General features: G+C 58.7%; 22 protein-coding genes. 14 read left to right on the top strand and 8 right to left on the bottom strand.

Translation table 11 applies throughout. The annotated features are described in order from the left end of the window. Positions 1-24 precede the first annotated feature (24 nt). Positions 25-1215: a murein hydrolase activator EnvC family protein gene (locus AC27HQ_RS07050; protein WP_487155437.1), complete on the bottom strand. Its 1191-nt coding sequence runs from the start codon at positions 1213-1215 to the stop codon at positions 25-27. 8 nt (positions 1216-1223) lie between these two features. Then, on the bottom strand, positions 1224-2762 hold the full coding sequence (gene gpmI / locus AC27HQ_RS07045; protein WP_487155436.1) for a 2,3-bisphosphoglycerate-independent phosphoglycerate mutase: 1539 nt from the start codon (positions 2760-2762) through the stop codon (positions 1224-1226). 202 nt (positions 2763-2964) lie between these two features. On the opposite strand from gpmI, the gene AC27HQ_RS07040 reads away from it, so the two are divergent. The 7 genes from AC27HQ_RS07040 (at position 2965) to AC27HQ_RS07010 (ending at position 6447) form a co-directional block, all read left to right on the top strand. Then, entirely contained in the window at positions 2965-3399 is a 435-nt protein-coding gene (locus tag AC27HQ_RS07040) for a rhodanese-like domain-containing protein (RefSeq protein WP_487155435.1), read from the top strand. Position 3400: 1 nt separating this feature from the next. Further along, positions 3401-3673 (top strand): glutaredoxin 3, encoded by a 273-nt coding sequence (gene grxC / locus AC27HQ_RS07035; protein WP_487155434.1) that lies wholly within the window; start codon positions 3401-3403, stop codon positions 3671-3673. Between the two features lie 29 nt (positions 3674-3702). Then, positions 3703-4200, top strand: coding sequence for a protein-export chaperone SecB (gene secB / locus AC27HQ_RS07030; RefSeq protein WP_487155433.1), 498 nt, complete (start codon positions 3703-3705; stop codon positions 4198-4200). Positions 4201-4363: 163 nt separating this feature from the next. After that, on the top strand, positions 4364-4879 hold the full coding sequence (locus tag AC27HQ_RS07025) for a disulfide bond formation protein B (protein ID WP_487155432.1): 516 nt from the start codon (positions 4364-4366) through the stop codon (positions 4877-4879). Positions 4880-4892: 13 nt separating this feature from the next. Then, positions 4893-5411, top strand: a complete 519-nt coding sequence (locus tag AC27HQ_RS07020; protein WP_487155431.1) for a DUF3833 domain-containing protein — start codon at positions 4893-4895, stop codon at positions 5409-5411. A 94-nt stretch (positions 5412-5505) separates the two neighbouring features. Then, complete coding sequence (gene rsd, locus AC27HQ_RS07015; RefSeq protein WP_487155430.1) at positions 5506-5979, top strand: sigma D regulator; 474 nt, start codon at positions 5506-5508, stop codon at positions 5977-5979. Between the two features lie 18 nt (positions 5980-5997). Further along, positions 5998-6447, top strand: coding sequence for a hypothetical protein (locus tag AC27HQ_RS07010; protein ID WP_487155429.1), 450 nt, complete (start codon positions 5998-6000; stop codon positions 6445-6447). A 24-nt stretch (positions 6448-6471) separates the two neighbouring features. On the opposite strand, the gene AC27HQ_RS07005 is transcribed toward AC27HQ_RS07010, so the two are convergent. Beyond that, on the bottom strand, positions 6472-6963 hold the full coding sequence (locus tag AC27HQ_RS07005; protein ID WP_487155428.1) for a TIGR02444 family protein: 492 nt from the start codon (positions 6961-6963) through the stop codon (positions 6472-6474). A gap of 66 nt (positions 6964-7029) precedes the next feature. Between AC27HQ_RS07005 and AC27HQ_RS07000 the strand changes: the two genes are divergently transcribed. After that, positions 7030-8949 carry an ATP-binding cassette domain-containing protein gene (locus AC27HQ_RS07000; protein WP_487155427.1) on the top strand — a complete coding sequence of 640 codons (1920 nt, stop codon included), beginning with the start codon at positions 7030-7032 and terminating at the stop codon, positions 8947-8949. Between the two features lie 3 nt (positions 8950-8952). Here AC27HQ_RS07000 and AC27HQ_RS06995 read toward each other — a convergent pair whose 3' ends face one another. Further along, positions 8953-9708, bottom strand: coding sequence for an SDR family NAD(P)-dependent oxidoreductase (locus tag AC27HQ_RS06995; RefSeq protein ID WP_487155426.1), 756 nt, complete (start codon positions 9706-9708; stop codon positions 8953-8955). A 56-nt stretch (positions 9709-9764) separates the two neighbouring features. Here AC27HQ_RS06995 and AC27HQ_RS06990 point away from each other — a divergent pair, with 56 nt between their 5' ends. Next, positions 9765-10211 carry a YaiI/YqxD family protein gene (locus AC27HQ_RS06990; protein ID WP_487155425.1) on the top strand — a complete coding sequence of 149 codons (447 nt, stop codon included), beginning with the start codon at positions 9765-9767 and terminating at the stop codon, positions 10209-10211. Positions 10212-10227: 16 nt separating this feature from the next. On the opposite strand, the gene AC27HQ_RS06985 is transcribed toward AC27HQ_RS06990, so the two are convergent. From AC27HQ_RS06985 to AC27HQ_RS06975, 3 genes are all read right to left on the bottom strand, one after another. Beyond that, entirely contained in the window at positions 10228-10938 is a 711-nt protein-coding gene (locus AC27HQ_RS06985) for a methyl-accepting chemotaxis protein (RefSeq protein ID WP_487155521.1), read from the bottom strand. 245 nt (positions 10939-11183) lie between these two features. Further along, positions 11184-11735 carry a hypothetical protein gene (locus AC27HQ_RS06980; RefSeq protein WP_487155424.1) on the bottom strand — a complete coding sequence of 184 codons (552 nt, stop codon included), beginning with the start codon at positions 11733-11735 and terminating at the stop codon, positions 11184-11186. 10 nt (positions 11736-11745) lie between these two features. Next, positions 11746-12315, bottom strand: a complete 570-nt coding sequence (locus AC27HQ_RS06975) for a DUF6436 domain-containing protein (protein WP_487155423.1) — start codon at positions 12313-12315, stop codon at positions 11746-11748. 237 nt (positions 12316-12552) lie between these two features. On the opposite strand from AC27HQ_RS06975, the gene AC27HQ_RS06970 reads away from it, so the two are divergent. From AC27HQ_RS06970 to ppk1, 3 genes are all read left to right on the top strand, one after another. Then, complete coding sequence (locus tag AC27HQ_RS06970) at positions 12553-13785, top strand: GGDEF domain-containing protein (RefSeq protein WP_487155422.1); 1233 nt, start codon at positions 12553-12555, stop codon at positions 13783-13785. A 66-nt stretch (positions 13786-13851) separates the two neighbouring features. Beyond that, positions 13852-14865, top strand: coding sequence for a porphobilinogen synthase (hemB, locus tag AC27HQ_RS06965; RefSeq protein WP_487155421.1), 1014 nt, complete (start codon positions 13852-13854; stop codon positions 14863-14865). Positions 14866-14889: 24 nt separating this feature from the next. Further along, positions 14890-17103, top strand: coding sequence for a polyphosphate kinase 1 (gene ppk1 / locus AC27HQ_RS06960; RefSeq protein WP_487155420.1), 2214 nt, complete (start codon positions 14890-14892; stop codon positions 17101-17103). Here the strand turns inward: ppk1 and ppx are convergent. After that, positions 17082-18587: an exopolyphosphatase gene (ppx, locus tag AC27HQ_RS06955; RefSeq protein WP_487155419.1), complete on the bottom strand. Its 1506-nt coding sequence runs from the start codon at positions 18585-18587 to the stop codon at positions 17082-17084. The genes ppk1 and ppx overlap by 22 nt on opposite strands. A gap of 152 nt (positions 18588-18739) precedes the next feature. Here ppx and trxA point away from each other — a divergent pair, with 152 nt between their 5' ends. Next, complete coding sequence (gene trxA, locus AC27HQ_RS06950) at positions 18740-19066, top strand: thioredoxin TrxA (protein ID WP_487155418.1); 327 nt, start codon at positions 18740-18742, stop codon at positions 19064-19066. A gap of 207 nt (positions 19067-19273) precedes the next feature. Continuing rightward, positions 19274-20539, top strand: coding sequence for a transcription termination factor Rho (rho, locus tag AC27HQ_RS06945; RefSeq protein ID WP_487155417.1), 1266 nt, complete (start codon positions 19274-19276; stop codon positions 20537-20539). Positions 20540-20581 lie beyond the last annotated feature (42 nt).

Below are 20581 nucleotides of genomic sequence, written 5' to 3'. Positions count from 1 at the left end.
AACAGGGTTGTGTACCAGATAGTCTCACCCGGACAGCATACACCAGGCAACCGGGTCCAGGGCACGCCCCTGATGGCGGATACCGAAATACAGTGACGGCGTGGACAGGCCACCGCTGTTGCCGACGGTGGAGATGGCCTCACCGGGCTGCACCCAGGTGCCCACTTCCTTTAGCAGGGTCTGATTATGCCCGTAGAGGCTCAGATAGCCGCTGCCGTGATCAAGAATCAGCAGTAGACCGGAGCCGCGCAACCAATCGGCAAAGACCACACGCCCGCCGTGAATGGCATGCACCTGCGTGCCTTGGTCCGCCGCAATCAGCAGTCCATCCCATTTCAGGCGGGCATCCTCACCGCGCTGGCTGCCAAAACGCGCGGCAATGCGGCCGCGCACCGGCAGCGGCAACTTGCCACGCGCCTCGGCAAAGGGGCTGTTGGCGGCAGGCGTGGGGATACTGACAATGGCTTCGTCAATCGAGCGAATCAGACGTTCCAGGCCGGCGCGTTCAGCCTCGGCGGATTCCAGGCGCTGTGCCTGGGTGCGACTGCGGCCCTGCAATCCGGCGAGCAATCGCGTGCGTTCAGCCTGTTGCCCTTGCAGGCTTTCACGGGTGGTCGCCAGTCGCTCGCGCTGGCTCTGCAAAGCGGCCTGCTCTTCAATGATGCGCTGACTGGCCTGCCGGACCTGTTCAAGGGTGCTGTTATAGCTGTTGATCTCAGCCACCCGGGCCAGACTGACGTACTCGTAATAGCGCATCATGCGCGCCAGGCGAGCCGGGTCATCCTGATTCAGCAGCAACTTGAGATAGTCCTGCTGGCCACCCATGTGGGCAGCGCGCAGTTGCCGAGCAATCTGCTCCTGCTGACTGTCCAGTGCCGCCTGCAGGGTCTGCGCTTGATCACGCAAATCACGCAGACTGCTCTCACCCTCGCGAATGCGCTGCTCCAGCTCGTCGCTCTCGCGGCGCAGACGGCCAATCTCGCTTTCACTCTTCTTCAGATCAGCTTCAAGACTGCCCATCTCCTGCTGAAAGTCCTCAAGCATCTCTTTCAGGCGGTCGATTTCGGCCTGGGTCTGACGCAATTCGGCACGGGCCTCACGGGAATCGTTAGGCTCGGCAAGGGCATCACCAACGCCAGCGAACAACACCAGACCCGCCATGAACAGCGTGCCGAACCGTGACCGGATAATGTACTGCCGCTGTCCCTTGGGCATGGGTCAGGTCAATCCAGCAGCGTCGCGATGGAGCGACCCGACATGTCTGCCGGCTGCGGTAACCCGAGCAGGGTCAGCATGGTCGGCGCCACATCGGAGAGTATCCCGCCCTCCCGCAAACTGACGCGCCGCGGGCCAACATAGACAAAGGGCACAGGCTCACAGGTGTGGGCCGTATGGGCCTGCCCGGTGTGCGCGTCAGCCATCTGCTCGACGTTACCATGATCAGCGGTAATCAGTGCCTCGCCGCCGACTTTGGCGAGCGCCTCATTGACCCGGCGGATGCATTCATCCAGGCACTCCACAGCCTGCACCGCGGCCGAGAAAACCCCGGTATGACCCACCATATCGCCGTTGGCATAGTTGACGATGATCACGTCATAGCGTTGCTGCTCGATGGCCTCGACGATACGGTCGGTCACCTCGGGCGCACTCATCTGCGGCTGCAGATCGTAGGTGGCGACCTGGGGTGAGGGGATCAGAATGCGCTCTTCTCCGTCAAAGGGCTGCTCTCGGCCGCCGGAAAAGAAGAAGGTGACGTGGGCGTATTTTTCCGTTTCGGCAATACGTAACTGGGTCTTGCCCTGTTTAGCCAGGTATTCGCCCAGCACGTTGTTCAGCGAGGCCGGGGGGTAAGCGCAAGGGGCAGGGATATCAGCGGCATACTGGGTCAGCATGACAAAGCCCGAGAGTTGCGGCACCCGTTGACGGGCAAAACCGGCAAAGGCGGGTTCAACAAAGGCCCGGGTCAGCTCCCGGGCGCGATCAGCACGGAAGTTCATGAAGATCAGTGCATCACCATCGGCCATGGGCTGAAGTGCACCAACGCGGGTTGCCTTGACGAACTCATCGCTCTCACCACGTTCGTAGGCAGCCATCAGGCCGTCAATGGCATTCCCGGCGATATAGTCTGCGGTACCATCAACCAGCAGATTGTAAGCTGTTTCGACCCGATCCCAGCGATTATCACGGTCCATCGCAAAATAGCGGCCGATCAGACTGGCCGTGCGCCCGGCACCCAGGCGAGCATAGGCCTTGTCGAGCAGATGCAGGGACGCCTCGGCGCTCTTCGGCGGGGTATCGCGACCATCCAGAAAGGCATGGACGAGAATCGTCGAGGCACCGCGACGCACAGCCAGATCAACCATGGCCACCAGATGCTCTTCATGGCTGTGTACGCCGCCCGGAGAAACCAGACCCATGATATGCACGGCCTTGTCTGCCGCTACCGCGCGATCGACCGCCTGACAGATTTCCGGGTTGTGGTAAAAGTCGCCATCGGCAATGGCCTTGGTCACGCGGGTAAAATCCTGATAAACCACCCGGCCGGCGCCCAGATTCATGTGTCCGACTTCGGAGTTGCCCATCTGACCGTCGGGCAAGCCGACATCCATGCCCGAGCCGGACACCAGCGTACGGGGCGCCTTGGCCCAGAGTGCGTCCCAAACCGGCGTATTGGCTGCCATGATCGCATTGGACTCGGGCGACTCACTGTAACCAAAGCCGTCGAGGATCATCAGAACCAGTGGTTTGGGCGCTACTGTCATGGCGATAGACTCGTAAAGTAATAGGTGTTCGAGTGGCCTCGACCGGCACCGCAGCGCAGCCACCTGACGAAGCAGAATGAGAATTGGACCAGTTTACTGTGCCAATCCCCCGCTGTCATGCCGCGGGCAAACTGCAGCAATGGTTCTGCCACTGCGCCGGCCTGTGTATACTGGCGCACTTTATCGACCCGGAAGCACCAACATGCAGCGCATTTTAGACTTTTTTGGCCAACTGACCGAGTTTGTGGGCAACCACTATCTGTTGAGCATAGCCTTTCTGGTGGTACTGACCTTGCTGATCGTGACCGAAGGCCGCAAGGCCGGTCGGGCACTGAGCACCCAGCAGGCCACCAATCTGATCAATCGTGAAAACGCCATAGTGGTCGACCTGCGCCAGAAGAAAGACTTTTCGGCTGGTCACATCATCGATTCGATCAATATTCCCTTCGATGCCTTGACCAAAAGGATGTCCGAACTGGACAAGCACAAGGGCAAGCCACTATTGCTGATCTGTGCCAACGGCCAGCATTCCGGGCCCTGCGCCAAGCAATTGAAAGCCGCCGGGCATGACAACGTCAGTCGCCTGAATGGTGGCATCAGCAGCTGGCGTGCAGATAGCCTGCCTCTGGTGAAATGATATGCAAAACGTCCTCATGTACAGCAGCAATTACTGCCCTTTCTGCATCCGCGCCAAGCAGTTGCTGGTCAGCAAAGGCGTAGAGTTCAAGGACATCAGCGTTGACGGGCAACCCAAGGTTCGGGCGGAAATGTCCCGCCTGGCCGGCGGCGCCACCTCGGTTCCGCAAATCTGGATTGGCAGCACCCACGTTGGCGGCTGCGATCAACTCATGGCTCTGCAACGTGCAGGCAAGCTGGACGCCTTGCTCGCAGCCGATGCCGGCACCCCTTAACAAGACCACAACATACAAGGATCCCCAAGATGGCCGACGACAACCAGACCAACCCAGGCGCGAATGGTGCCCAAGGCGACCAGCCACAGGTACAGTTCAGCCTGCAGCGCATTTACGTCAAGGACCTGTCCTTTGAATCCCCCAAGTCCCCTGACATTTTCCAGACCCAGTGGAACCCGCAGGTCAATCTGGACCTGAACACCCGCCACACCCAATTGCAGGAAGGTATTCACGAAGTCGTACTGAGCCTGTCTGCCACCGTGACCAACGGCCAGGACGACGTCAGCTTCATTGCCGAGGTTCAGCAAGCCGGTATCTTCGCCATTAACGGGCTGGATGAGGCCGCTATGCGCCATACGCTCGGCGCTTTCTGCCCGAACATCCTGTTCCCCTACGCCCGCGAAGCCATCGACAACCTGGTATTGCGCGGCAGCTTCCCTCCCCTGATGCTGGCGCCGGTCAACTTTGACGCGCTGTATGCTCAAGCCGAACAGCGCCGCGCCCAGGAAGGCACTGCCCAGGCCTGAGTTGCAAAAAGCGCTAAGCCCTACTGGCGCTTGTTCTATAGCCTGCCGGCAACCGGCGGGCTATATGCCTTCTCTGTTACAACCCGCCAGCGGTCTTTGCTTGTCAGCCAGAGCCCGCATGCTCTAATGTAAACCGCTTGCTACCAGAACAGATGGACATACCATGGCCCTGCCCGCATCACGCCCTTTTTACCTGCTTGCTCTGATCACCTGTGCAGCGCTGATCGCCATCGCCCTGTATATGGAGCATGTACTGCTGCTTGAGCCCTGCCCGCTGTGTATTATCCAGCGCGTGCTGGTGATCGTACTGGGGCTGATTTGCCTGGCTGCCGTATTGCATAACCCCTTGGCATCCGCGGATCAGCCGCGTCGACTGGCCGCTCGCCTGTATGCTCTGGCCGTCACATTGACCGCCATGCTCGGTGGCGCGGTCGCCGGTCGTCAGGTATGGCTGCAGCATCAGCCGGCCGATCAGTTGCCCTCCTGCCTGCCCAGCCTCGACTACATGCTTGATGTTCTGCCCTTGCAAGACATGCTCAGCCTGCTGTTCAGCGGTACCGCTGACTGCGCCAAGGTTGAATGGACCTTTCTCGGATTGAGCATTGCCGAAGGTACTCTGCTGGCCTTTATCTGCTTCAGCGTTTTCGGCTTGATGCAACTACTCCGCAGCACAGATTAAAAAGAGGCCGTTCATGCGTATTCTATTGCTGGCACTGATTCTTACCCTGACCGCCTGTGCCACACCCGAGGTCGAGCACTACGCCAGCGAAACCCCGACGCTGCGCCTGCAGGACTACTTCAATGGCGATCTAGAAGCCTGGGGTATGTTCCAGAAGCGTAACGGCGAGGTAGTACGTCGTTTTCACGTGCGAATGACCGGCAGCTGGGAAGGTGACACTGGTGTTCTTGATGAGCACTTCACCTACTCTGACGGCACGACCGAGCGACGGGTCTGGACGCTGGTCCAGCAAGCCGACGGCAGTTGGCGCGGCACAGCAGACGATGTCGAAGGTGAAGCCTGGGGCCAGGTATCCGGTAACGCTTTCCACTGGCGCTATACCTTGCGCCTGCCGGTGGATGGAAAGACCTGGCTGGTGGACTTTGATGATTGGATGTTCCTGATCGATGACAAGGTCATGCTCAACCGTGCAGCCATGTCCAAATGGGGCATTGAACTGGGCCAGGTAACCTTGAACTTCTATAAGCCTTGATGCCCTGACCTTGCCTGGCCTATGCTGTCGATTAACGAGAAAAAGGGCCTGGCCAAGGCACGCCTAACCGCCCGACGGAAAGCAGAGGTGGATCATGCTGGAAAGTTGCACAACAGCCCAGGAACGGTGGGGCGGCGTACACAAACTGATTGATGCCTGGCTTGCCGAGCGCAAACAACTCATTATCGAATACGACCAGCTGCATGACCGTAACGCTCCTGATCAGCACCCTGATACCGCGCTCGCGTCCTTTTGTGATGTGCTGGTGGACTACATGTCCGCTGGTCATTTCGAGATTTATGAACAACTGGTCCGCGAAGCCGAAGACTTCAAGGATCAACGCGGTCTGGATCTGGCCAAGCAGCTCTATCCGAGAATTGAAACCATCACTGAGCAGGCCGTCGCCTTCAATGACCTTTATGCTGACACCCAGGCGGTGGCTGATGAAGCTCAGATGCAGGCCCGGCTCAATAGCCTTGGCGCGATGCTGCATGAACGCTTTGAGCTTGAAGACTGCCTGATAGAAGTGTTGCACAACGCCCATCGCGACCTGCTCAGTACCCCCTGACCCTTTTGGGAGCCGCATGTGAAAAGCAAGGACAAGGTAGTTACCCCACTGCATCTGCTGCAGGGCCTGACTCAGACGCTCAATGCGCATCTGAGCGAAGCCTGCGACCAGGCATTGAAAGATGCCCGCAAGGCGCTGGAAAAGCTCAACAAGCAACAGTCCAAACTGGAAGAAAAGCGTGCCGAAGCCGAGTCCAGACTGGCGGTCAAGCAAGCCAGTGAACAAAAGGGCGTCAGCAAGGCGGCCGAGAAGCTGACCGCATTACGTCAGGCCGAGACTGAGCTGCTGGTCGTACGCAAATCGGTAGAGGCCTATACCCGGCAGTTACAGAGTGACGTACGCCAGACTCTGCGCATTGCCAAGGGCCTGCAACGTATTGAAGAGCAAGCCAGCGTAGCCATCGACAAGCGCAATAATCCCCCTGCGCCAGCACCGCGTCCACGCCGCAAGCCAAAGCCCACCGCTTAAGCGGCTTCAGAACAAACGCCCGGCTCAGCTACGGGCGTTTCGCTCCATCCATGCACTCAGTTGCTGCAAACCCGATCTCAACTCGCCACTCAATGGCGTATTGCCTGTCTGGCAGCATGCAATGAGATGCTCGAGAACATGGCAGTCACTGCGGTCATCCTGCGGCTCAATCCGGCAACCCGCCTGCAATTGCTCCAGGCAGCGCCACTCCAGCGCCTGCTCGAGCGCCTTGATTTCTGCATAAAATGTCGACTTTTCCGCCAGCGACTTGAGCCCACGGCGCGCCTGACGCAGCGGCTGAATAACCTGCTGATGCCAGGCACCCTGGATCTGATGCAGTGCCGGCCAATCGGTATGCGCCAGCGGCTGGCGCACAGACCCCAACCAGCAGGCCGTCAGCAGCATCAGCACATCCAGCCCATGTGCATCCTGCAGCCGCAGGAGCACGGGCTCGAGACCGGGTAACGGATAGCAGCGGCGAACAAAGTCGCACAGGGATTCATTGGTGTTAGTCATAGGTGCAGCATAGCGTGCTGCAATCGCTGATCACAGCCCGGCACGGCACTGATATACTCCGCCCCCATGATCAAGATCGAAGCCCTGACACTGCAGCGTGGCCCACTGCGCCTGCTTGAGAACGCCGACCTGACCCTGCACCCGGGCCAGAAGGTCGGCCTGCTTGGCACCAATGGTGCCGGCAAATCCAGCTTGTTCGCACTGCTGCGCGGTGAACTGAATGCCGATGCCGGGGACTGTAGCCTGCCGGCTGACTGGCGCATTGCCCATATGAAACAGGAGATCGAGCAGCTCGATCGCCTGGCGATCAATTATGTGCTCGACGGTGACCAGCAACTGCGCGACATCCAGCACCGCTTGGCGGCCGCCGAGGCCGCTCATGCGCCGGAACTGGGCAGCCTGTATGCAGAACTGGAAGCCCACGACGGATTCAGTGCCGACAGCCGGGCCCGCACGCTGCTGGCGGGCCTGGGCTTCAACAGTGAACAGTGTGTGGCGCGTATCGGCGATTTCTCGGGTGGGTGGCGCATGCGTCTGAATCTGGCCCAGGCGCTGATGTGCCCCTCCGACCTGTTACTGCTCGACGAGCCGACCAACCACCTGGATCTGGACGCCATTCTCTGGCTCGAAGACTGGCTCAAGGCCTATCAGGGCACCCTGTTGCTGATTTCCCACGACCGCGATTTTCTCGATGCCGTCGTTGAGCATATTGTGCATGTCGACAACCGTAAATTAACTCTCTATCGCGGTGGATACAGTCAGTTCGAGCGGACCCGTGCCGAGCGCATGACCCAACAACAGGCGGCCTTCGAGAAGCAGCAGGCGCAACGTGAGCACATGCAACGCTACATTGCCCGATTCCGCGCCCAGGCCAGCAAGGCCAAACAGGCCCAGAGTCGTCTCAAGGCGCTGGAGCGCATGGAAGATCTGGGGCCGGCGCATATCGACTCGCCATTTTCCTTCAGCTTTCGCGAGGCTGACCAGCAATCCAGCCCACTGCTCGACCTGCACGAAGGTCGCCTTGGCTATGACGGCACAGCCATCCTCGAACAGGTCAAACTGCAACTGGCGCCCGGTGCGCGCATCGGCGTACTGGGGCCGAACGGAGCCGGCAAATCCACCCTGATCAAAACGCTGGCGGGTACTCTGCCCTTGCTGGCCGGCGAGATGAAAACCGGTGAGAATCTGGCCATCGGCTATTTTGCCCAGCATCAGCTCGATAGCCTGGACCCCAAAGCCAGCCCCTTGCTGCACCTGGCGCGCATTGCCCCGGATGAGCGTGAACAAAGTCTGCGCAACTTTCTTGGCGGCTTTGATTTCCATGGCGCCCGCGCAGAAGAGCCGGTAGTGAACTTCTCAGGGGGCGAAAAGGCCCGTCTGGCACTGGCGCTGATTGCTTGGCAAAAGCCCAATCTGCTGCTGTTGGATGAGCCCACCAACCACCTCGATATGGATATGCGCCATGCGCTGACCCTGGCCCTGCAGCAGTTCGAAGGCGCCATGCTGCTGGTCTCCCACGATCGCGCACTGATCCGCGATACCACCGACGAGCTGTGGCTGGTCGCCGATGGCAGGCTGAGCGTGTATGCCGACGATCTGGATACCTACACCCGCTGGCTGGCACAGTTTCGCCAACAGCAACACCTGGCATTGCGCGCCAGCCAGACCACGATAGACAGCCGCGCCGATGCCGGCAAACCGGACGCCAAGACCCAACGCCGACAGGCAGCCGAGCAACGCCAACGGCTGGCCCCGCTGAAAAAACAGATTGAGCGCATGGAACAACAGCTGGCCCGCCTGCAGACAGAGTTGCAAGCCATCGAGCAGGAACTGGCTGACGCCGGCATATACAGCCCCGAGCGCAAGGTCGAGCTCAAGGAGCTGCTTAGCCGACAAACCCTGTGCAAACAACAGATTGGCGAACTGGAAGAGCAGTGGCTGGAAGCCAACGAAGAGCTGGAAGTCCTCAGCAAGGCTGAAGACTAGCCTTCACCAGGGAATCGGCTGACCATCCCAGGCAAAAAACTGCCCGCTGTCGGTCGGCGTGCGCTCGGCGATGACCGCCAGCAACCGTTCAGCTACAAAGTCTGCAGTGAACAATTTGCCCTCCGGCACATTCGCCTGGAACGGGGCGGACAGCTCGGTATCGGTGGTGCCAGGATGCAGCAGCAAGCAGATACTGTTGGTATTCAACCGCTGCCACTCGATGGCAAAGCTGCGCATCAACATGTTCTGCGCCGCCTTGCTGGCCCGGTAGGCATACCAGCCGCCCAGGCTGTTATCACCAATCGAGCCGACCCGTGCCGAGAGGGAAGCAAAGACACAACGATGCTTGCCGCGCAACAGGGGCAGCAAGGCTTTGGCCAGCAAGGCCGGTACGGCTGCATTAATGGACATACTGTGCAGCAACGCAGTAATGGATAACTGTCTGATGCTTTTTTCCGGTTGCTGACCACCCGGCTCATGCAGAAAGCCCACAGTATTGATCAGCATATCCAACTGCCCGCATTGCTTGGCAACCTTGTCGGCCAGCGCCTGTACCGCCAGCTCGTCAGTCAGATCCGCGCTCAAACAGATCAGCCTAGCGTCATCAGGCATGTCTTGCGACCAACTGCGTGCGACCGCAAACACTTGCGCCACATCGCTGCGCTGCAGCAGCTGCAACACCAAAGCGCGGCCAATGCCGCGACTGGCACCCGCCACCAGTACGGCCAGCGGCTGATCACCATTAAATCCAAGATGCATGCTGCAAGCCCCCTCGGTTTACGCGAAAATACCGCTTTGCCAGTGGAAGACCGACTATGACCCTGTGGATCGATGCCGATGCCTGCCCCCGTCCCGTACGCGATATCGTTGTGCGCGCCGCACGGCGCAGACAGATAGAACTGATACTGGTTGCCAACAGCCCACAGGTTCTGCCACCGGGACCGGGCGTGCGTCAGGTAACCGTCTCCAGCGGTGCCGATGTGGCCGACCAATACATCATCGACCATGCGCTGCCTGGTGACCTGGTCATCACTGCCGACATTCCGCTGGCGGCAGGCCTGGTTGACCGGAAGATCACCGCGATCAACCCGCGCGGTGAGATTTACAGCAAGGCCAACATGGGCGAGCGCTTGGCCGTACGCAACCTGATGGACGAATTACGTGGCGCTGGACTGGCCGGCCGCAGTGGCCCTGCACCCTACAGCGACCGCGACAAGCAGGCCTTTGCGAATGCGCTAGACCGTTTGCTGGCGCTGCACTAGATCGACCAGCACAGACTCAATGGCTGGTCACAAAACGCTGCACCCGCTGCTCCAACATGGTCCGCAATTGATCAAGCTCACGTGACAGGTCGGCCAGATCAACCGCCTGCGCCGCATTCGACTGTGCAATGTCATTGACGCCTTGCAGGTGCTGTGCAACATCCTCACCGACCGCTGACTGCTCAAGGGTAGCCGTGGCAATCTGGGTATTCAGGCGGGAAATATGAGCCACTTCGTCTACCATACCGGCCAGGGTCGTCACGCTGGCGTCCGCTGAACCGAGGCAACGCTGCACTGCATCCTGGCTGCGCAGCATGGCGCTCCGAGCCGACTCAGACGCGTGCTGCAAACGGCCGATAAAGTCCTGAATTTCAGCCGTCGATTTCGCCGTACGTTGTGACAGATTCCGTACCTCATCGGCCACCACCGCAAAGCCTCGCCCCTGCTCACCGGCCCGCGCCGCCTCAATCGCCGCATTCAGCGCCAGTAGATTGGTCTGCTCAGCCACACCCTTAATCACGTCAACCACCTGATGAATATCGTTGGCCAACTGAGCCGCTCCGTTGACCGCCTCACCAGTAAGACCCAGATCTCGGTCAAGCGATTCAATATCCTGCCGGATCTGCTGCATGGCGGCATTTCCCTGATGCGCATGGCTGTCGACATTTCTTGCAGCATCGGCTGCCTCCTCGGCACTGCGTGCAACATCGGCGGTAGCAGAGGTCATCTCCTGCATTGCTTGCGCCATATAGGCGGCCTCTCCAGCTTGACGATCCGCGCCATCACGGACCAGACCTGATCGCTCTGAAACCGACCCTGAAACCCGGCTTACCTCTTTCAGCGTCGTTTTGACGCCGGCGACCACTTCATCGAGCTCAGCGATAAAACTGTTGAAAATGTCCAGCATCGCGGTTCGCATTGCTGCACGTCGCGTCAGATCCAGCGCCTGCGGATCAGCAATCATCTCACTGGTCACTGCAGCCAGCATCTCACCCTCGCGGGCATCCACATAACTGGCTCGCGCCAGGTACACCAGCACGGCGGCCTCGACAACAACATACCCGGCATGAATCCAGACCAGCCCCCAGGTTGCATCGACCGCCAACCACACGCCACTGACGCGCGATTGCAGATAAAAAACATCAGATGGTGGACGGCAATCACCAGGGCGGCAACCACAATAGGCAGCCAATCACGGTAGTAAATAAGGAAAGCCAACAACACGAAAATCGAAAAATGCATTTCGATGGTGCCATGGCTCTGGTTGATATGCAGGGCTGCCATCACCATAAAAGCCGCACCCATGGCACAACGGAAAAGACGCTGACCACCGACAAGCGCCTGCAAGGCGTGCATGATCAGGATTGTACCGCCCCCGACCAGCAGGGCTTGGCCCCAGGTGCTGTACCAAGGTGCCAGTGCCAGGGCATAAATCTGGCAAACCCACAGCACCGCCAGCATGGCTTTGTCGGCCTTGCGATAATGGGCTTCAAGGCTTAACGGATTGACGATACGAGTAGTCAAGATTGATACCTCAGTGGATGGCGCACAGGCAGGCCACGGTGTCCTGGCTCAGGATACTGACAGGGCGACCCGCCAACAGCGCGCTGATCACCGGCTCGATAAAACTGCTGTCCCTGCTGCAATGCGCTCCATCACTATAAGGACCAACATAAGCCAGTTGGCCTGTAGCATCCCAAATTGCTACGGCCGGTGCACCTGGCCAGTTACTCCATGCACTGGGTATCGGCCAGAAGGGCAAAGCCTTTAATACCCCTGCCTTTATTTCATCGGCGCCAGAGCCAGAGCCCGAGCGGGCAAACTGCACGCCTTGCTCAGAGAAACGGTGTGTCATGTCTTCAATATAGTCCAGGTGCCCACCATTGCAGGGACAGCCCGATTGCCAAACATGTAACACCTGAACCTGTCCGGGCGGGAAAGGAGGAGCGACGTTTTCCGCGGCAAAAAAGGCTGGTCGCTCAAAGGCCTTGAGGTACTGCCCTTCATACCACCAGAACGCCCACGCCAGCCCTGCCAGCCACAGCATCAGCAATGCAGCCACCATCGCCCGGCGAAGCCAGATCCTCTCACGGAGATCAAACACAACCAGTACCTCTGTCGATGCGATGGAAGAATTATCTATTTATTTATACACAACTAAAGCATTGTACAACTTTTGCAGCGTGCTGCGGGATTTTCTGCAAACCTTTCCACAACTTCAATATTGTCTCGCGCTCGACCCTTTGCATGCCTTGATCCCAGGCGTATGCTCGTTGAAACCCATCTGATTTCGCATGCAAGGGAGCCGGCTGTAGTCTGCCGGACAAGGACGCACCCGCCAATGCCAGGAGAGTTAGATCTCGCTACCCTAGGTGTCGCCCTGTCTCTGGTGACTCTGAGCATGACCCTGCTGCTGACTCTGGCCGCCTGGCACGCAGGCAGCGACCAAGGATTACGACACTGGGCCTTGGGCAACTGTGCCCTCATGCTCGGCCTGCTGCTGAACGTCAGCCAGGACCATATTCACCACAGTCTGTCGGTGGTCCTTGCCAACGGCTTGATGACGCTGGGAATAGGGGTTACCTGGCTCGGCATCCGGGCTTTCAAGGGCATCAGCCAACCACAAACCGGCCCGATTCTGGCTGCAATATCCGTCATGCTACTGCTCTGGGTATTCCGCTTCCATATCGACAGCCTGCCAGCCCGCATGGGCATTGCATCCATCGTGCTGGCCAGCATGAGCCTGCTATGCGCCCGCGAGCTCCTTATCAAGGCTGAGCAACCCCTTCGCACCGGCTATTGGCTGACCGGCGGCATTGCACTGTTCTGCGGTATTGGGCTGACACTGCGGGCCATCGCCAGTATGACCAATCTGGTTCCTGCCAGCGCAATGAACAACAGTCCGCTGCAAAGCGCGACGCTACTGAGCGCCATGGTGGCGCAAATTGGTCTGGCCAGTGGTTTTATTCTGATGACTCACTACCGCACGACCATGGCCCTGCATCGGTTGTCCGAACGCGACGCCCTGACTGACACCCTGAATCGCCGCAGCCTGCAAGCCCAGGCTCAGCAAATCCTTGGTAAGGCCAGCGAGCAGCGCCTGCCCGTCACGCTGATCATGGTCGATGCCGATCACTTCAAGCGCATCAATGATGAATTCGGACACCAGACCGGCGATGCCGTGCTCTGTCATCTGGTCAGCCGAGTCCGCCAGCACCTGCGCAACAACGATCTACTGGGTCGATTTGGCGGCGAAGAATTCATTCTGATTCTGCCAGGCCTGGATACTGACAGCGCGCAACAGGTCGCCGAGCGCATCCGCATCGGGCTGTGCAGCCAGCCTTGGCTAACCCAGGAAACCCCGGTGCGACTATCGGCCAGCCTCGGCGTAGCCTGCTCCGAGCACCATGGCTACCAGTTCGACACCTTGCTGGGCGCTGCCGATGCAGCGCTTTATCAGGCCAAGAGCCTGGGCCGCAACCGGGTTGAGCTGGCCAGACCGCCCGGCGACAATGGCAAGGAACAAATGGCATTACGCTTGTTGTCGCAATTCCGTCATAATCTGGACGTATAACGTCAATCAGATTGGTGCTGTTTGTTCGGGCAATGGCTCTTGAACGGATGCGCCTCGGGAGTAACTGTGAGCCTAGATCTTGCCAATCGCGCCTTCCCCAACAGCCGCCTGCGCCGACTGCGCCGCGATGACTTTTCTCGCCGACTGGTTCGCGAGACCCACCTGAGTGCAGGTGATCTGATCTTTCCGGTCTTTGTGCTGGAAGGCAGTCAGCAGCGCGAGGCCATCGCTTCCATGCCGGGCATCGACAGATTATCCATCGATCTGCTACTGGAAGAGGCCGCCGAACTGGTTGAACTGGGGATCCCCGCCGTGGCACTGTTCCCGGTGACACCGCTGGAACGCAAATCCCTTGATGGGGCAGAAGCCTGGAACCCCGAAGGACTGGCGCAGCGCGCCACCCGTGCGCTCAAGGCCCGCTTCCCGCAACTAGGCGTGATTACCGACGTGGCCCTGGACCCCTTCACGACCCATGGCCAGGACGGGATCATTGACGAGCAGGGCTATGTCCTCAACGACATTACTGTCGAGGCGCTGGTCAAGCAGACGCTGTCCCACGCCGAAGCCGGCGCTGACATCGTCGCCCCGTCAGACATGATGGATGGCCGAGTTGGCGCCATGCGCCAGGCGCTGGAAGCCGCCGGTCACATCAATACACGCATACTGGCTTACTCGGCCAAGTATGCCAGTGCCTATTACGGACCATTTCGGGACGCGGTGGGCTCAGCCGGGAACCTTGGCAAAGGCAACAAGTCCACTTATCAGATGGACCCGGCGAACAGTAACGAGGCATTGCACGAAGTTGCCCAGGATCTGGCCGAAGGTGCGGACATGGTCATGATCAAGCCGGGCATGCCCTATCTGGATATCGTTCGCAGGGTCAAAGACAGCTTTGGCGTGCCAACCTTTGTTTATCAGGTCAGCGGCGAGTACGCCATGCACCAAGCCGCGATTGCCAATGGCTGGCTCAGCGATGCGGTGATTCTCGAGTCACTGATAGCCATGAAGCGGGCTGGCGCTGATGCCATCCTGACCTATTTTGCCAAAACCGCAGCACGTCAGCTGCGTGAACAGCATTAACCAACAGGAGCACTGAATACCGTCATGCAGGAGTCGAACAAGGTGGACGAAGAGCTGGTCATTTCCGAGAGCAAGGCCCTTCGCATTGTCACCGAGGCCCAGCCGGCCAGTGCACCCGAGCCACCCAGCAGCCCGGAAATCGTTGTGCCGGCTGCCGATATCAACGTGCCAGAGCTCTACATTCACCGCGAGCTGTCGCAGCTACAATTCAATATTCGCGTGCTGGAGCAGGTACTGGACGAGTCCTACCCCCTGCTTGAAAGGCTGAAATTCCTGCTGATTTTCTCCAGCAATATTGACGAGTTCTTCGAGATACGCGTTGCTGGCTTGAAAAAGCAGATCACCTTTGCCCGCGAACAAACCGGCCCGGATGGTCTGCAGCCGCAGCAGGTACTAAGCAAGATCAGCGAAATTGCCCACTTCCAGATCAGTCGCCAATATGCGCTGCTCAATGACGTGCTATTGCCGAGGCTGGCAGAAAGCGGCATCCGTTTTGTCCGCCGACACCAGTGGACACATAAACAGACCCTGTGGATTCGCCGCTATTTCCGCCAGGAAGTGGCGCCCATCATCAGCCCGATCGGCCTGGACCCCACGCATCCCTTCCCCTTGCTGGTAAACAAGAGCCTGAACTTTATTGTGCAGCTCGAGGGCGTAGACGCCTTTGGCCGCGATTCCGGCCTGGCGATCATCCCGGCACCGCGCTCGCTGCCGCGATTGATTCGAATGCCCGATGAACTCTGCTCTGGCGGCGACAATTTTGTCTTCCTGTCATCCATGATCCACGCCCATGCCGACGACCTGTTTCCCGGCATGAAAGTACTGGGCTGCTATCAGTTCCGCCTGACCCGTAACGCCGACTTGATCGTCGACCCCGACGAAGTCGATGACCTGGCTCGCGCCCTGCGCGGCGAGCTACTGTCACGCCGTTACGGTGACGCCGTGCGCCTGGAAGTGGCAGACAACTGTCCCAAGCCGCTGACCGACTTTTTGCTGCGTCAGTTTGGTCTGAATGAGTCCGAACTCTACGAAGTCAACGGCCCGGTAAACCTGACCCGACTGTTTTCCATCACCGGACTGGATCATCACAGCGACCTGCAGTTCCCGCCTTTCAGCCCGGGCATTCCGAAGCTCCTGTCGAGCAACGACACCCTGTTCCAGGCCATCAGCAAGCAGGACATCCTGCTTCAGCACCCCTACGAGTCCTTCAGTCCAGTGGTCGATCTGCTGCGCCAGGCTGCCCAGGACCCCAACGTGCTGGCCATCAAACAGACGCTTTACCGCACCGGAGCCAACTCGGAAATCGTCAATGCACTGGTTGATGCCGCCCGGAACGGCAAGGAAGTGACGGTGGTCATCGAGCTGCGCGCGCGCTTTGATGAAGAGTCCAACCTGCAACTGGCCAGCCGTCTGCAACAGGCCGGCGCCGTGGTCATTTACGGCGTGGTCGGCTTCAAGACGCACGCCAAGATGATGCTCATTCTGCGCCGCGAGGACAAGGTACTGCGCCGCTATGTGCACATGGGTACCGGCAACTACCACGCGGGCAATGCCCGCCTGTATACCGACTACAGCATTCTCAGTTCGGATCTGGCATTGACCGAAGATGTCCACAAACTGTTCAACCAGTTGATCGGCATGGGCAAGACCCTGCGCATGAAAAAACTGCTGCAGGCGCCATTTACCCTGAAAAAGCGCCTGCTCGAACTGATCAACCGCGAGACTCTGAATGCCCAGGCGGGCAAACCCGCGCATATCATGGCCAAGGCCAACGCGCTGACCGACGCCAAGATCATCAAGGCGCTGTACAAAGCCTCGCAGGCCGGGGTCAAGGTCGATTTGATCATCCGCGGTATGTGCTGCCTGCGCCCGGGCGTTCCCGGCGTGTCGCACAACATCACGGTGCGTTCGATCATCGGTCGCTTCCTTGAGCACAGCCGGGTCTATTACTTCCTCAACGAAGGCCAGGAGCAGGTTTGGATGTCCAGTGCCGACATGATGGAGCGAAACCTCGACAAGCGGGTCGAGACCTGTTTCCCGCTGGAAGGAAAAAAGCTGATTACCCGCGCCAAACAGGAACTGCAGGTCTTCATGACCGACAACACCCAGAGCTGGGTGCTGCAGCCGGATGGCAGCTATGTGCGCAGCAGCCCGACTGGAAACCAGATCGCCCGCAGCGCGCAAAGCACCTTGTTGGAAAAGCTCGCCAGTTCGCCTCAGCGCACCGTCAGCGTGTAACCGACCTTGGCCCAGCACTGTGCTTCCTGATCGAAGTCAGCCTGGGTCAAGGGATTAGCGTCCAGCCAGCCGTCTGGAAACTGCAGGTTGAGGAAGTTCTCGCCGGCCTCGACCAGCAATCCCGGCATATCCTGGTTACCACGAATATGATGATAGAGGATGGCCAGGCGCAGCAGCATGCACAGCCTGAGCAGAGAGCTGGCCTCATCGCCAAACTCTGACAGCTTGTCCGCATTCGGCAAGCTACGCCGATGACCGCGAACCAGTACCGCCATGGCCTGCTGCTCCTGACGCGAGAAGCCAGGCAAATCGGCATGCTCAATCAGGTAAGCACCGTGCTTGTGATACTGGTTGTGGGCGATATCCAGCCCAACCTCATGCACTCGGGCCACCCAGGTCAGCATATTCGCCGGTTTGTCACCTTCAAGCTGCCAGCTTGACGCCACCTTGCCAAGCAGACTCAAGGCCTTGGATTCAACCCGCGCTGCCTGCTCAACATCCACGTGACAGCGCTCCATCAAGGCTGTCAGCGTGCGCTCGCGCACGTCCTCATGCTGATGCCTGCCCAGCAAGTCGTACAACACGCCTTCACGCAGGGCTCCCTCGGAATGGCTCAGGCTGGTCACCCCAAGCGCATCAAAAATGGCCTCCAGAATAGCCAGACCGGCAGGCAGGGTGGCGCGGCGTTCCGGCTTCAGGCTGTCGATATCAATGCGCTCAACCTGCCCGGCCTTGAGCAGTTTGCGTTTGAGCCATTGCAACCCTTCCGGGGTGATATCTTCCTGACCTTTTCCAGCGGCCTGAATACACGAACGGATAGTCCTGATGGTCCCTGAGGCGCCTACTGCCTCCTGCCAGCCAAGCCGGTTGATACCCTGTTCTATATTCATCAATTCGAGGCGGGCAGCCGTATAGGCCTGGGCATAGCGATTGACGCTGATGCGCCCATCGGCAAAGTAACGCTGAGTAAAGGACACACAACCCATCTGCAAACTTTCACGCAAAATGGATTCAAAACGTTCTCCGATGATGAACTCGGTACTGCCACCGCCGATATCCATGACCAGGCGCTTGCCTTCATCATCGGATTGCGTGTGGGCAACTCCCAGATAAATCAGTCGCGCCTCTTCCCGGCCGGAGATCACGTCTACCCGGTGGCCAATGATTTGCCGCACCTGGCGCATGAACTGGGCGCGGTTTCGCGCTTCACGCAGGGCATTGGTCCCAACAATACGGACCGCGCCGTCAGGCAGACCGTTGGTCAGTTGGGCAAAGCGACGCAAGCAATCCAGCCCGCGCTGCATGGCTTCTTCACTCAACTCACCCTGATCATTCAGACCTGCGGCCAATTGCACCTTTTCGCCCAGGCGTTCGAGTATGCGAATTTCACCGTGATCAACCCGCGCCAGCACCATATGGAAACTGTTCGAGCCAAGATCAATCGCCGCTACCAGGGGAAAGTCCGGCTGTTGTGTCTGCACCATGCGCCTGCCTCGAATACGTGTGAGCTGATTCTACCACCCTGTCCGAGTCTTGTGCGCAGTTGCACCGGGCGACATCCCGTCGCCTTTCGCTGTCGTACAGGGTGGTGCTATAGTGCGCTTCATATAGCCCTTAGATCCCCCTGGAGAGACAAATGAGTGATTTGATCATGCATGTCACCGACAGCAGCTTCGACACCGACGTACTCAAGGCCGATGGCCCGGTACTGGTGGATTACTGGGCTGAGTGGTGTGGTCCGTGCAAGATGATTGCCCCGGTTCTGGACGAAATTTCCAAGGAATACGATGGCAAGCTGAGAATCTGCAAGCTGAATATTGATGAAAACCCCGACACACCGCCAAAATACGGCGTGCGCGGCATCCCCACGCTGATGCTGTTCAAGGATGGCAACGTCGAAGCAACCAAGGTCGGCGCCCTGTCGAAATCCCAATTGGCCGCCTTCCTCGACAGCAATATCTGAATCGAATCACCCCGGTGAGCAACTCCACCGGGGTTTTCTGCACTCAAGGTATGGACGTCACTTCCAAGCAGTGCTAGATTTGCTCATCAATTCCTTGTCGCACCCTGCGCCAGCGGCTTCCCTGTATCAGCCAAACCATCGCCCCATACTCAATGGCGGCATATCACTAACCCGTCCTGCCGAAAGACACCTACTCTTACCGACCCTATGAACCTGACTGAACTCAAACAAAAACCGATCACCGAACTGCTTGAAATCGCCGAACAGATGGGCCTTGAAAACATGGGCCGGTCGCGTAAACAGGACGTTATTTTCGCTACGCTGAAAAAACACGCCAAAGGTGGTGAAGACATTCACGGTGACGGTGTTCTGGAAATTCTCCAGGATGGCTTTGGCTTCCTGCGTTCCGCAGACTCCTCCTACCTGGCCGGCCCCGACGATATCTATGTGTCGCCAAGCCAGATCCGTCGTTTCAACCTGCGTACCGGCGATACCATTTCCGGCAAGATTCGTCCGCCAAAGGACGGCGAGCGCTACTTCGCTCTCTTGAAAGTCGATTCGATCAACTTCGACAGACCGGAAAATACCAAGAACAAGATCCTGTTCGAAAACCTTACGCCGTTGTTCCCCACCGAGCGGTTGACCATGGAAGCTGGCAACGGCTCCACTGAAGATCTGATGGCCCGCATCATCGATCTGTGCGCACCGATCGGCAAAGGTCAACGCGGCCTGCTGGTCGCCCCGCCCAAGGCGGGTAAGACGTTGATGCTGCAAAACGTGGCAGCCAACATTGCGCGTAACAATCCGGAATGTCACCTGATCGTACTGCTGATCGACGAGCGTCCCGAGGAAGTCACCGAGATGCAGCGCACCGTGCGCGGTGAAGTCGTGGCCTCGACCTTCGATGAGCCGCCGAGCCGTCACGTGCAGGTAGCGGAAATGGTTATCGAGAAGGCCAAGCGCCTGGTTGAGCACAAGAAAGACGTGATCATCCTGCTCGACTCCATTACCCGTCTGGCGCGCGCTTACAACACCGTTATCCCGAGCTCAGGCAAGGTATTGACCGGCGGTGTTGACGCCCATGCCCTGGAAAAGCCCAAGCGTTTCTTTGGCGCCGCGCGAAATATCGAAGAAGGCGGCAGTCTGACCATTATCGCCACCGCGCTGGTCGATACCGGGTCAAAAATGGACGAAGTGATTTACGAGGAATTCAAGGGCACCGGCAACATGGAGATCCACCTGGATCGCAAGATTGCCGAGAAGCGTGTATTCCCGGCCATCAACATCAACCGTTCCGGTACCCGTCGCGAAGAATTGCTGACCAGCGAAGATGAGCTGCAACGCATGTGGATTCTGCGCAAGATTCTGCACTCGATGGACGAAATCGCCGCGATTGAGTTCCTCCTTGATCGTCTGAAAGATACCAAGACCAATGATGAGTTCTTCCAGTCGATGAAGCGCAGCAAAAACTGAACCGCAGCGGCAAGCTACAAGCTTCAAGCGGCAAGCTGTTTG

It is taken from the genome of Halopseudomonas sp. 4NH20-0008 (genome assembly GCF_057548395.1).
The sequence above is the reverse complement of the archived record's forward strand: the minus strand, read 5'-3'. Positions and strand labels throughout refer to the sequence as shown.

Excerpts from the sequence above, each read along its gene's own strand:
- AC27HQ_RS07050 (WP_487155437.1), bottom strand. The coding sequence starts at position 1,215 with ATGCCCAAGGGACAGCGGCAGTACATTATCCGGTCACGGTTCGGCACG.
- gpmI (WP_487155436.1), bottom strand. The coding sequence starts at position 2,762 with ATGACAGTAGCGCCCAAACCACTGGTTCTGATGATCCTCGACGGCTTT.
- AC27HQ_RS07040 (WP_487155435.1), top strand. The coding sequence starts at position 2,965 with ATGCAGCGCATTTTAGACTTTTTTGGCCAACTGACCGAGTTTGTGGGC.
- grxC (WP_487155434.1), top strand. The coding sequence starts at position 3,401 with ATGCAAAACGTCCTCATGTACAGCAGCAATTACTGCCCTTTCTGCATC.
- secB (WP_487155433.1), top strand. The coding sequence starts at position 3,703 with ATGGCCGACGACAACCAGACCAACCCAGGCGCGAATGGTGCCCAAGGC.
- AC27HQ_RS07025 (WP_487155432.1), top strand. The coding sequence starts at position 4,364 with ATGGCCCTGCCCGCATCACGCCCTTTTTACCTGCTTGCTCTGATCACC.
- AC27HQ_RS07020 (WP_487155431.1), top strand. The coding sequence starts at position 4,893 with ATGCGTATTCTATTGCTGGCACTGATTCTTACCCTGACCGCCTGTGCC.
- rsd (WP_487155430.1), top strand. The coding sequence starts at position 5,506 with ATGCTGGAAAGTTGCACAACAGCCCAGGAACGGTGGGGCGGCGTACAC.
- AC27HQ_RS07005 (WP_487155428.1), bottom strand. The coding sequence starts at position 6,963 with ATGACTAACACCAATGAATCCCTGTGCGACTTTGTTCGCCGCTGCTAT.
- AC27HQ_RS07000 (WP_487155427.1), top strand. The coding sequence starts at position 7,030 with ATGATCAAGATCGAAGCCCTGACACTGCAGCGTGGCCCACTGCGCCTG.
- AC27HQ_RS06995 (WP_487155426.1), bottom strand. The coding sequence starts at position 9,708 with ATGCATCTTGGATTTAATGGTGATCAGCCGCTGGCCGTACTGGTGGCG.
- AC27HQ_RS06990 (WP_487155425.1), top strand. The coding sequence starts at position 9,765 with ATGACCCTGTGGATCGATGCCGATGCCTGCCCCCGTCCCGTACGCGAT.
- AC27HQ_RS06985 (WP_487155521.1), bottom strand. The coding sequence starts at position 10,938 with ATGACCTCTGCTACCGCCGATGTTGCACGCAGTGCCGAGGAGGCAGCC.
- AC27HQ_RS06970 (WP_487155422.1), top strand. The coding sequence starts at position 12,553 with ATGCCAGGAGAGTTAGATCTCGCTACCCTAGGTGTCGCCCTGTCTCTG.
- ppk1 (WP_487155420.1), top strand. The coding sequence starts at position 14,890 with ATGCAGGAGTCGAACAAGGTGGACGAAGAGCTGGTCATTTCCGAGAGC.
- ppx (WP_487155419.1), bottom strand. The coding sequence starts at position 18,587 with ATGGTGCAGACACAACAGCCGGACTTTCCCCTGGTAGCGGCGATTGAT.
- trxA (WP_487155418.1), top strand. The coding sequence starts at position 18,740 with ATGAGTGATTTGATCATGCATGTCACCGACAGCAGCTTCGACACCGAC.
- rho (WP_487155417.1), top strand. The coding sequence starts at position 19,274 with ATGAACCTGACTGAACTCAAACAAAAACCGATCACCGAACTGCTTGAA.